The sequence below is a fragment of the Pseudolactococcus piscium genome (assembly GCF_002441695.1).
GTDB classification, from domain to species: domain Bacteria; phylum Bacillota; class Bacilli; order Lactobacillales; family Streptococcaceae; genus Pseudolactococcus; species Pseudolactococcus piscium.
Genome location: NZ_JXJW01000008.1, coordinates 1 through 11,599, shown reverse-complemented (window position 1 = coordinate 11,599; position 11,599 = coordinate 1). Strand labels below are relative to the sequence as shown.

Genomic DNA, 11,599 nt, shown 5'->3' with positions numbered 1-11,599 from the left:
AGTCCTATGTATACCATCAAAACATTAGCTCAAGCATTACAGATACCCGTGTCTACCATTCGTTACTATGAAAAGAAGGGCTTGCTGACAGCTAAAAGAGCAGCAAATAACTATCGGCAGTTTACTGAAGCAGATAGAGACCAACTTAGCCTAATCCTAGTTATGAAATATGCAGGCTTTAGCTTAGCTGAGACAAAGGACATGCTCAGCTTTACAGGTCTTTCACAAGCGTCATGTGCGAGTGAGACACAGAAGCTGATTCTGCAAAAGAAAGCAGCACTTTTGCGAAAAATTGACAACTATAAAACGATTGTTCAGTTATTAGATACGGTTGGTCCCTTAGCCGTAACTAGTGATACGCCTGAGGCAGAAGCACGCTTATCTCAAAAGATTAATGACATCTTTCAAAACTTATAGAAAACAGGTCTTATCATGCAGACAACACTATTAATCGGACATCCCTATGACAAAAGCTTTAACCATGTTATTCTGGCTAAACTGCTCGAAAGACATCCGTCAGCAACAGTCATTAACCTAGTTGCGGACGGCTTTAACCCAGCCATGTTGGCAGATGATTTAGCACTTTTTTCAAAAGGTGCCTATGCTGATCCCTTGGTAGGCAAGTATCAGGAAATTTTAAGTCAGACGGATAAATTGATTATTATCGCCCCTATTTGGTGGTATGGGCTACCTGCCATCATCAAGGGGTTCTTTGATAAAGTGATGTTGAAAAACTTTGCCTATACGGAAGTAAATGGTCGTCTAGTCGGTCAATTAACGCATATCAAAGAAACAGTTATCATTACGACCGGGATTGCGCCTGCGATCTATCTCAGATTATTTGCTGGACATCCTATCGGTGCATTAAAGAAAAGAATTTTGAAGGATATGGGCTTGAAACAGGTCAAATGGTTTCATAAAGGCAATGTCACAAAATCAGCTGCAAATAATAAAAAATGGTTAGGTGCAGTTGCTAAAAAAGTTTAGCAACTGGTCTATGGTTGTATGAATCTATCAGGTGTCCATCAGCATTTTTGATTGATTAGTCGACAAGTATGCGATGATAAAAAAACAAGTACTGATTGTTCAGGTACTTGCTTGTAGGCCTTGTATTCAAACCTCTTTGATCCAGTGATGTCACAGGCAAGTGGTTCATACCTGTTCATAATCACATGTCGACTATTTTTTTTACGGTATTTGCCGTGCGAATCGTTAGGTTTTTAGACACAGTTGACTTTGCCGTTTTCGCCCACCAGTTTGTTTGTCGGTACGCTTTTCGGATGAATGACCAAAATATCGCCTTGTCATCGGGGGATTCTTTTTCGTAGCTGGTGTTTGGCGGACCTAAGGCATCATAAACCGTTTGACTTGATAAAGGGGACATGATGAATATGAGATTGTCATAGATTGCTTGATCATCAGTACCCCACCAGTCAGGTGCGTTCTTTAATATCATTTTTAAGTCTGTCTGCAAGATGAGATGGACAGGTATAGCTAACTCAAATGTTTCTTTTATCATTGTTTCTATCATGGTTTGAAGTAGGTGTTGATCCTCAATCGGACTTGTAAAAATAAGATTACCACTGTTAATATAGGTTTTGACAGATAGCAAACCAAGTTCAGTACTGGCTATTTTTAAGTCAGCCATTGCTAGTTTATTTTTACCACCTATATTGATTCCTCTTAACAAGGCGATATAACGTTTCATTTTTTTATCCTCCGACTTATTGCGATAGCCTATTAGTTACTGTCGTCTATTTCTATCAGATTATTTTTTTGACACTGGCTTTTTCGACTAGACTAGGAGATAACTGAATGAACTTTGTAGCAGTTGGATCAGCTATCGTATCAAACAAGACGGCAATCGTTTGAGTTGCCATGGCGTTTACATCTTGTTCGATAGACGTGAGTGACGGTTTAAAGAGGTCAGTATAAAAAACATTGTCATACCCGATGATTGAGATATCTTCGGGTATTTTTTTGCCTAACTCGTTTGCTTTTCTGATGATGCCGAGGGCAATCATGTCATTTCCGGCAACGATACTGGTAATCTCGGGCTTACTGAGGAGCTGCTCAGCCTTGTCATAGGCATCCTCAATCTCAAATTTTGTGGAGACCACCCAACGCTTGTCGAGCAGAATCCCACTTTCTGCTAGGGCATCTTGATAGCCAATATAGCGATAATGGCAATTGATATTATCAGGGAAATTCATCATAATTCCAATCGTTTGATGGCCAGATGCGATCAGGTGCTTGGTTGCTAAGTAGCCACCAAGCCGATTATTAAAGACGATTTGGTTGCAGTCAAACTGGTCAAGCCCTCTATCTACTAATACATACGGTGTATCAATATCACTTAACATGGCTTTCAACTCAGTTTCCTGAGCATAAGCTTGATTAGACATAATGAAAATGAGACCATCTATCCCTCTATTTAATAAAAGTGGCAATAATTCCTTTTCAGAGGCAAATTTTTCATTTGAATTCACTAGAATTAGCCAATAGCCCAAATTTCTCAGTTGGCTTTCGATTTGTTTGGCTAGATTCGCAAAAAAAGGATTATTGATATCTGGTATGATGATACCAATCGTATAGGTTTTATTCGAGACCAATGCCTTGGCAGCCAAATTAGGCATGTAGTGGTTGTCTTTGGCAATCTTTTTAATTAAGGCTCTTTTGGCTTCTGTTATTCGAATCGGTTTATTATTTAAGACTTGTGAAACAGCAGGAATCGAGACACCTGCTTGCTTGGCAATATCTTTTAGTGTTAATTTCATATCTTACCTCTAGCTCACCTGCTTGATTGAATACTTATCAGGCTAATTATATCATAATTAGGAGGTCGAAATGGGATCAACCTAGGCTAGGATCATGAATTAAAAAAAGTCACTATTTTATATTGACAACGCTTACATAACGTGATAAACTGAACTTGATAAAACGTTTTACCAAATCATTATCTGATGCTGGGGATAATAGAAAAAGATAAGGAGTCGATACTTTTGAGCTAGGTGCTTGATCGTGACCAGCAGATGTGCAGTTAACCTTGAACACATCAGAAGAAAAAATGTCTGCAGCATTTATGACTTTTAGAGGTTCACTAGCAAGTAAGTTAAGGAAAGGGAAACAAATGATGACACAAATACCAGTAATTATTGACACAGATCCGGGGATTGATGATGCAGTTGCTTTGGTGATTGCCCTTAGTCATCCTCGCTTAGCAGTTCAGTTAATCACGACTGTTTCAGGTAATGTAGATGTGGTACAAACGACCAACAATGCCTTAAAGCTGGTCGAATTTATGGGCAAAAAGATCGCTGTGGCTAAAGGCTGTGCCAGACCTTTGCTGATTGAGCCAGAGGATGCATCAGACATCCATGGTGAGACGGGTATGGCTGGCTATGCCTTTCCCGGCCAGCAGTCAAAAGTGGTTGATGCACACGCAGTTGAAGCGATGCGTCGTGTACTTGAACAAAGTGATGAACCTGTGGTGATCTTAGCTATCGCAGCACTTACGAATATCGCCTTACTCTTTAGCCTCTATCCAGAAGTTAAGTCAAAAGTAGCTAAGATTGTCATGATGGGTGGGACACTATCACGTGGTAATACGACGAGTGCAGCAGAATTTAATACTTATGTCGATCCACATGCTGCACAGATGGTCTTCCAATCAGGTGTACCACTGGTCATGGTGGGTTTAGATGTCACAAGTACAGCAGTCTTGACGCCAAAAGAGATGACGCAGATCAAGACATTTGGCGAAGTTGGGGAGATGTGTTATGGGCTTTTCCAACACTATCGTGGTGGTAGCTTAAAAACAGGCCTTAAAATGCATGATGTGTGTGCGGTTGCCTATCTCGTTTCTCCTGATCTATTTAGAACACAAGATACCTTTGTCGATGTAGCGCTAGAAGGACCAGCTGCAGGTGTGACTGTAGCTGATTTGAAGATGTCCTATCACTCGGTCACAAACTGTGCTGTCTGTCTAGAAATCGATGTCCCTTTATTTCAAAACTGGCTGGTTGAACATCTAGCCCTTGCAGGAGAAAAACAATATGGTTGAAGCTAGCTTAGTCTTACTCGTCCTGGTAGGCGTTGCCTATCTGATCATTCATAACTATCATCCAGCCTTAAGTTTGATTGTTGGTGCCTTGATATTACTAACCTGTTCGGTTGTTTTGGGACATCCACTCTATCCAAAAGGTGAAGGAACAGGCCTTGCTTTCTTTGATATCTTCTTGAAATTAAAGGATACCATTATTGCTCAGGTCAGTTCAGCAGGTATCGTCATCATGATCTTGTTTGGTTATTCAGGCTATATGAATACGATCGGTGCAAACCAAGTTGCGGTCAATCTCTTGGTTGGGCCGCTTAAGAAGATCAAGACGAACATCTTATTTATTCCTATTATCTTTTTGGTAGGTAATTTGATGTCCCTCGTTATTCCAAGTGCATCAAGTTTGGCCATTATTTTGATGGCCATCCTCTATCCGATGCTAGTTGGTATGGGCATTTCATCCTTAACAGCAGCAGGGGTGATCGCCATGACCGCAACTGTCATGCCAACTCCTTTAGGCGCTGATAATGTGATTGCTGCAGGCACCTTGAACTATAACCTGATGGATTATGTCATCTGGCACGCTAAAATTTCCATACCAACCTTGCTTGTGATGGCAGTTGCCCACTACTTTTGGCAAAAATATTGTGATAAAAAAGAAGGTCAAGATGCTTTCATATCGCTTGATAAAGCAGACCTTGTGGCGCAAGAAGCGATTAATGCACCGACATACTATGCGATTTTACCCTTATTACCGCTGATTCTGATACTCGTTGTTGGTATAACAGGGATGGTGGTCAAAGGGATCACGATGGATATTTTTGTGCTGACCTTTATCGCATATTTTATTGCAGTCATCATAGAAACGATCCGACACCGGTCCTATAAAAAAGTTCAAGAGTCCGCGACTGAAATGTTCAAAGGCATGGGGCAGGGCTTTAGCCAAGTTGTGATTTTAGTTGTTGGTGGGTCATTGTTTACCACGGCTATCCAATCTCTAGGTATTATCGATTCCTTGATGTCATCTGTTCAGTCGTCAAACTCAGCAGGCATCGTAACATCTCTGATATTCAGTGGTGCAACAACGCTATTCGGTATATTAAGTGGAGGTGGTCTTGCCATGTTCTATGCGGTCATAGACCTGATTCCAAATATTGCGGATAAAGCCGGTATCGATGGTATCTTGATTGCCTTACCAATGCAAATGATTGCCAACCTTGCAAGAACCATCTCGCCAGTTGCAGCAGTCGTTATGATCGTCGCATCAACAGTTGGTACTAGTCCAGTCAGGATATTAAAACGGACCAGCGTACCGACCATCATCGGGATCATCTGTGTGATTGTGCTATCCATCTTGCTATTACCTTATTAATCAAACTAAAAAAGCGTATAATGGAGGTAGCACATGATCACCTTAGCAAGGATGGCGGATATAAAGGAAATTGTTGATCTGTTTCAAACAGCAAAAGTGGAGATGGTAAAAGCGCATATCAGACAATGGAACCAGTCCTATCCTAGTTATGACTTAATCAAGCAGGATATAGCAGATAATCATTGTTATAAACTGGTCGTAAATGGTCGGATTGTCTGTGTTGCTACCTTTATTGAAAAAGGGGATGGGTATTGGCTTAAACGACTAGCAACTGTTTCAGATTGTAGGAAGTGTGGCTATGCGAGTCAGATATATCACTATTTAGAAGAACTAGCAATCGCAAAAAAGGTCGTATATAGCTATTCAGCAACCCATCACAGCAATCATAAAATGCAAGAGTTTTTCTTAAAGCATAGCTTTATAAGAGGAGAGGGATACATAGACAAAGCAAGAAGCGAATATGGCCTATTTTATGTATTTTATAAGAAATTAGAGGTGGAGACTGATGAATAAAGTTGTCGTATTAGGCAGTTTAAATATGGATTTGGTAACTACCTTAGCGAGGTTACCTGAGATAGGTGAGACACTTATTGCCGAAAAATTAGACTACTTTGTAGGTGGTAAGGGTGCCAATCAAGCTGTTGCAGCATCACGCGTTGGTGGTGATGTAGCGTTGTTAGGTAAAATTGGCTGTGATACCTTTGGTGAAAAAATATTGAATCAACTCAAGCAAGAATGCTTGAATTTAGTAAATATCGAAGAAGACGACCAGTCTTTTACAGGTATCGCCAATGTCTTTAAGCTACCAACTGACAACTGTATTACCGTTGTCCCGGGTGCTAACGGCAGGATTGATGACACCTATGTCGTCGAACATGCTGATATCATAGCAGAGGCTGATGTCCTGCTCATGCAGCTAGAAATCCCGATTGAGGCTGTTAAACAAGGGTTGCGAATTGCCAAAGCAGCCGGTGTTATAACGATTCTGAATCCTGCGCCATTTTCAGCAGCTGTTTTAAATCTCCTACCACAAGTAGACTACCTCACACCTAATGAATTAGAGTTTGCAAGTTTATTACCTGATAGATTAAAAGCATTGCCTTTTGAAGAAGCCATGTTGTCATTCTCAGAAAAGTACGATACAACTGTGATCGTAACTAGAGGTGCCAAAGGGGTAGCTTATGTTCAAGATAGTCAGCTATTAACAGTGCCGACTCGAGAAGTAACCGTAAGCGATACAACGGGTGCAGGGGATACCTTTAACGGTATCCTAGCACAGCAGTTAAGTCGTGGGGAATCTCTAGCAAATGCGATTTCGCTTGCAACGGCTGGCGCGACCTATGCCACCACTAAATTTGGTGCACAGACTGGGATGCCAACCTTGCTTGATTTGCAAGCGTTAGCACCCAAGTGACGCGAAAAAAGCAATCTGAAGATGACTTTTATACCTCAATATTACTCATTTTAGCGATTTCCCACTGCAGAGTGATTGCACTCAAAAAATCCGAACTAGGGGTTAAACCTAGTCCGGATTTTTTTGATTTGTAGGCCGTATAGCTTATTCTTGTTTAGCTACTCATTTGATGTGTGATGACTTAAGGTGCTGTTCTTAAATCAAACTCGACATCTGCAGTATATTTTGTGGTATCTAATCCGCTCCTGTTATGGACGATTGCTTTAAAGCCAAGCTCTTTAGCCCAAGATAACTTAGTCAGATGATTGTCTTTGGCAGTTTCACCTGTCACATCGTGAGACGTGATGAGTGTCGCATCAGCACCGAGCTCTGTCGTTTTCCCAATAGCCTTTGTAAAACTGACAGCCATAGTGGATAGCTTAATCGTTTTACCAGTAGCATCCTTAAATGGACTAGCTGTTGCTGTGATCTCCCAGTTAACACGATCAGGTTTTACTGTTTCCCCATCAGGTAAACGTGTTCCTCGATAGTCTGTAACTGAAATCGCATAGTCAGTATCTTTTCGATCAATAAACTGGTTAGATTTTATCGGCAAGATGCTGTCCGTAAAGGAAATATTAGGGACAGATTTAAAACCGAATGCACCACTATTAATGACAAAGTTATCCGATTTCTCAACCTTTTGAACGCCAAATTGATTTTGATGAGAGAGCGTGTAGTGATAATTACCATTAGGGATTGCATAAGCTTTTTCCCAGGCAGTCCCTGTTATGGTAATTTCGATATAGGAATCGAAAGGTAATGCTGGCAAACTAAGTTCATTATCCTTAATGGTTTGTGCTTTGGTCGCTGTTTGCTTCCCATCTTGATCAAAGGTTGTGACGGTGACAGTAGGCGATACTGCCCAGGCATCTGTCAATAGGCTGATAGTTGATAGCTTAATGACGCTGGCAATCGCATCTTTCGGTGAGTCAGCAGTGTGTTTGACTGTGATCTTACCTTGTAATTTGTCACCAATATCGGCAGTCGTCGCAGCTGTTTTGCCCGAATCAGTACTGAAGGAGATAGTTGTTTCTAAGACAGCACCACCATAGATCAGCTCACCCACATAGGTCCCTGCTTTTAAGTCACCTTTCCCATAGTTAGCCATGAAGTTTTCTGGACTATAGGCTTTAGACTGACCATCTTTTCTAATCCAGTTTCCAGTCAGTTTATCCCCGTCATTTAATGCGGTAGGTATAGGCAAGTCAGTATCTCTGCCTACTGATTTAAACTTAACACCTAGTGTTAAGCTAGCAAGAGGCGTGTTTTTAAATAGTTTTTGCATGGTTGTGACCTTACCTGTATCAAAGCTCGACAAATCGAGACTTGTAAGAGAGGTACAATTTTGGAACATCTCACCCATGTGTGTGACTTGTGAGGTATCAAAACTTGATAGGTTAACGCTTGTTAAGCTTGAACAGCCATAAAATAGTTTACCCATTGTTACGACATTTTTTGTATCAAAGTTTGACAGATCTATACTTGTCAGGCTAGCACATCCACTAAACATCATCCACATCTTGGTCAACTTCGAGGTATCAAAGGATTTGAGGTTTAGCTCTGTAAGTGATGCACAGTCTTGGAACATCCACTCAGTCTTGGTTACATTTGAGGTGTTAAACTGAGATAGATCTAACGTTTTGAGCGATTTACACCCGATGAACATGCGAGACATGTCTGTCACTTTTGAGGTATCCAGGTTAGTCAGGTTAACAATATCTGTCAGATTTGGTAGATCTGAGAAAAGCGCTTCTGAATTTTTCGGTGCTTGGGTTTTCCCAGTGAATACAATCTGCTTAACACTGTTCGGATCTATATTTTGCCTATCAGTCCGCTTCCAAGGAGAAGTAGTTGCTCCTGCCTCCAGTGTACCAGAGTTGACGGTTAAGATACCACTATCAGGATCAAATGTCCATAGCGCACTTCCCCACTTAATAGGTTTAACTTCAGCGATATAAGTCCCTGCTGTTAAGTCCCCTTTGCCGTAGTTAGCTACGAAATTTTTAGTACTGTAGGCTTTAGAGTTGCCATCTTTTCGAATCCAATTTCCAGTTGGTCTCTCCCAGCTATGTAGCACTTTAGGATCAGAGAGTTCCATGATGTTATGAAGTGCAAACTTATCTCCTAGTGTGAGGCTAGCTAGCGAGGTACAATCCTTGAACATATCGAAGACGTACGACTTCGTTGGCAGATTAGCGAAAGGATTGGAAGTTGAATTGAAACTTGATATGTCCAGACTTTTAAGGTTTTTACAGTTGTAGAACATTTTGAAGTAAATGTTTACTTTGGAGGTATCAAAACTTGATAAATCCAGTTTTTCTAGCATGGTGCACGATAAAAACATGTTTGCCATACTGAAGACCCCGGAAGTATCAAGTTTATCTAATCCGACTATTTCCTTTAGAGAGATTAGGTTAGAAAATAACGAATTACAATTTTCAGGTGCTTTATTTTCACCTGTAAAGACGATTTTTTTGATCTGATCACTATTAATTTTGTAGAAATCATCCCTTATCCAAGGTGTGTTTGCAAAAACATCTAAGGTCCCCGGGCTAACAGTTAAGACACCTGTATCGCTATCAAATGCATAGGGTGCATCTCCCCAAAAAACTGGTTTAGTTTCTGCGACATAGGTCCCTGCTTGTAAGCCAGCTGTTTTTCCATAGTTAGTGGTGAAGTCATCTGTCGTATAAACAGGTGATGGATTGTCTTTTTTAATCCAGTTGCCAGACAGACAGTTTCCTTCACGTAGTGCGGCTAATTTTGATTTTTCCTGCAGTAGTGATAGGTAGCTGTCTGTATTGACAAATCTAAAGTTATCCCCTAATGTTAAACTAGTAAGTGGTACATCTTCAAACATCTGCATCAAGGTTGAAACACTGGAGGTATCAAGAGCTGATATGTCTAAAGTATTAAGCGATGTACAGGTTCTAAACATCCCTCTCATATCATTTACATTTTTAGTATTGAATGTCGATAGGTCTAATGTCAGGAGACTAGTACATCCACGAAACATATCACGAGTGTTTGTTAGTTTTGAAGTACTAAAGTTTGATATGTCAAATGTCATGAGACTAGAACAGTCACGAAACAGATTATACATACTCGTCACTTCGGACGTGTCCAGATTGGTCAAACCTGCTATCTCAGTTAAGTTATTTAAATCCTTAAATAAGTCTGTTGAATCCTCAGGTGCTTTAGTCGCAGCTGTAAAGACGATTTTTTTAATTTTCTCCCCAGCTATTTTTTCATCCCCTTCTTTATTCCAAGGTGATGCGTCCGACTTAGATAATCTACCAGATTCAACCGTCAAAACCCCTGTATTTTTGTCAAATGTATAGGGTGCATCTCCCCAGAGAAGTGGCGCTTTAATTTCTGCGACATAGGTGCCAGCAGTCAAGTCTTTTTTACCATATTCTCTCATGAAACCGTTCGGACTGTGGGGATAAGAACCGCGATTCATTTTGATCCATTTTCCGGTTAATTTGTCTCCTGTTGCTAGCGCAGCTGGCTCAGGTAGGTTAATACCGTCTCCTCTAAACTTAAATTTATCTCCTAGCGTTAAGCTTGAAAGGACTGTCTCGGTAAACATTCCGCCCATCAATGATCCATTTGAGGTATCGAAATTTGATAGATTTAAACTTTTCAGTGATGAACATGCTCTAAACATTCCTCTCATATCAGTCACATTTTTAGTATTAAAAGATTTTAGGTCTAATGTTGTAAGACTACCACAGAAAAGAAACATATCCAGCATACTCGTTACTTTTTCGGTGTTAAAGTTTGATAAGTCGAGTGTCGTTAGTGCGCTACACCCTTCAAACATCCTGCTCATGTTTGACACATCTGATGTATCTAGATTAGGCAAGGCTTCTATTTCAGTTAAGTTTTTTAGCGACTTAAATAAAGCAGTCGCATTTACAGGTGCTTTAGTCTCACCTGTAAAGACGATTTTTTTAATTTTCTCCCCAGCTACTTTGCTATTATCCGTTTTATTCCAAGGTGCGCTTTCAGCCTCACCTAATGTGCCCGAATTGATCGTTAGCACACCTGTATTTGAATCAAATCTATAGGGTGCATCTCCCCAAATAAGGGGCTTAATTTCAGCGACATAGGTGCCAGCTTTTAAGTCACCTTTCCCATAGTTAGCCATGAAGTCAGCTGTCGTATAGACAAGTGAGGAATCCTCTTTTTTAATCCAGTTGTCAGTTAGATATTTCCCCTCACGGTTCAGGTCTGATACAGAAACAATCGCTCGTGGTTTTCTTAAATTGCTGTTTGGATTGTCAAATTTAAATGCATCGCCTAATGTTAAACTAACCAGTGATATATCTTTAAACATGCCGCCCATCTGTGATACGTTTGACATATCAAGACTTGCTAGATCTAAACTGTTAAGCGATGAACTTCCTCTAAACATCCCCCTCATATCATTTACATTTTTCGTATTAAATGATTTGAGGTCTAGTGATGTGAGACTCGTACAGAAAAGAAACATATCAAGCATGCTCCTTACCTCTTCGGTGTTAAAGTTTGACAAGTCTAGTGCTGTTAGTGCGGTACACTCATCAAACATCCTGGTCATGTTCGACACATCTGATGTATCTAGATTAGGCAATCCTTCTATTTCAGTTAAGCTTTTTAGTGACTTAAATAAATCAGTCGAATTTACTGGTGCTTTAGTGGCGCCTGTAAAGACGATTTTTTTGATTTT

General features: G+C 40.4%; 9 protein-coding genes. 6 read left to right on the top strand and 3 right to left on the bottom strand.

The genetic code is table 11. From position 1 onward, the window contains the following. The first annotated feature begins 6 nt into the window (after window positions 1-6). A complete protein-coding gene (locus tag RU86_RS04895) occupies window positions 7-417 on the top strand; it encodes a MerR family transcriptional regulator (RefSeq protein WP_096814317.1) in 411 nt (136 codons plus the stop codon). Window positions 418-432: 15 nt separating this feature from the next. Continuing rightward, window positions 433-987, top strand: coding sequence for an NAD(P)H-dependent oxidoreductase (locus RU86_RS04890; protein ID WP_096814316.1), 555 nt, complete (start codon window positions 433-435; stop codon window positions 985-987). A 181-nt stretch (window positions 988-1,168) separates the two neighbouring features. On the opposite strand, the gene RU86_RS04885 is transcribed toward RU86_RS04890, so the two are convergent. Further along, the gene (locus RU86_RS04885) at window positions 1,169-1,708 is read right to left on the bottom strand and encodes a DUF1697 domain-containing protein (RefSeq protein ID WP_096814315.1); all 540 of its coding nucleotides are present in this window, start codon (window positions 1,706-1,708) and stop codon (window positions 1,169-1,171) included. Between the two features lie 55 nt (window positions 1,709-1,763). Further along, on the bottom strand, window positions 1,764-2,777 hold the full coding sequence (locus tag RU86_RS04880) for a LacI family DNA-binding transcriptional regulator (protein ID WP_096814314.1): 1,014 nt from the start codon (window positions 2,775-2,777) through the stop codon (window positions 1,764-1,766). Between the two features lie 356 nt (window positions 2,778-3,133). On the opposite strand from RU86_RS04880, the gene rihC reads away from it, so the two are divergent. From rihC to RU86_RS04860, 4 genes are read left to right on the top strand one after another with little or no spacing between them, the layout of a single operon-like run. After that, window positions 3,134-4,063 (top strand): ribonucleoside hydrolase RihC, encoded by a 930-nt coding sequence (gene rihC / locus RU86_RS04875; RefSeq protein ID WP_425435897.1) that lies wholly within the window; start codon window positions 3,134-3,136, stop codon window positions 4,061-4,063. Next, window positions 4,056-5,429 carry a C4-dicarboxylate transporter DcuC gene (gene dcuC / locus RU86_RS04870; RefSeq protein WP_096814313.1) on the top strand — a complete coding sequence of 458 codons (1,374 nt, stop codon included), beginning with the start codon at window positions 4,056-4,058 and terminating at the stop codon, window positions 5,427-5,429. Before rihC ends, dcuC begins: the two co-directional genes overlap by 8 nt. Before the next feature lie 33 nt (window positions 5,430-5,462). After that, entirely contained in the window at window positions 5,463-5,942 is a 480-nt protein-coding gene (locus RU86_RS04865) for a GNAT family N-acetyltransferase (protein WP_096814312.1), read from the top strand. Next, window positions 5,935-6,843, top strand: a complete 909-nt coding sequence (locus RU86_RS04860) for a ribokinase (protein WP_096814311.1) — start codon at window positions 5,935-5,937, stop codon at window positions 6,841-6,843. Before RU86_RS04865 ends, RU86_RS04860 begins: the two co-directional genes overlap by 8 nt. A 181-nt stretch (window positions 6,844-7,024) precedes the next feature. On the opposite strand, the gene RU86_RS04855 is transcribed toward RU86_RS04860, so the two are convergent. Then, window positions 7,025-11,503 (bottom strand): BspA family leucine-rich repeat surface protein, encoded by a 4,479-nt coding sequence (locus tag RU86_RS04855; protein WP_245810478.1) that lies wholly within the window; start codon window positions 11,501-11,503, stop codon window positions 7,025-7,027. Window positions 11,504-11,599 lie beyond the last annotated feature (96 nt).

Bases quoted from the DNA above. Each gene is read 5' to 3' on its own strand.
- RU86_RS04895 (WP_096814317.1), top strand. From the start codon at position 7: ATGTATACCATCAAAACATTAGCTCAAGCATTACAGATACCCGTGTCT.
- RU86_RS04890 (WP_096814316.1), top strand. From the start codon at position 433: ATGCAGACAACACTATTAATCGGACATCCCTATGACAAAAGCTTTAAC.
- RU86_RS04885 (WP_096814315.1), bottom strand. From the start codon at position 1,708: ATGAAACGTTATATCGCCTTGTTAAGAGGAATCAATATAGGTGGTAAA.
- RU86_RS04880 (WP_096814314.1), bottom strand. From the start codon at position 2,777: ATGAAATTAACACTAAAAGATATTGCCAAGCAAGCAGGTGTCTCGATT.
- rihC (WP_425435897.1), top strand. From the start codon at position 3,134: ATGACACAAATACCAGTAATTATTGACACAGATCCGGGGATTGATGAT.
- dcuC (WP_096814313.1), top strand. From the start codon at position 4,056: ATGGTTGAAGCTAGCTTAGTCTTACTCGTCCTGGTAGGCGTTGCCTAT.
- RU86_RS04865 (WP_096814312.1), top strand. From the start codon at position 5,463: ATGATCACCTTAGCAAGGATGGCGGATATAAAGGAAATTGTTGATCTG.
- RU86_RS04860 (WP_096814311.1), top strand. From the start codon at position 5,935: ATGAATAAAGTTGTCGTATTAGGCAGTTTAAATATGGATTTGGTAACT.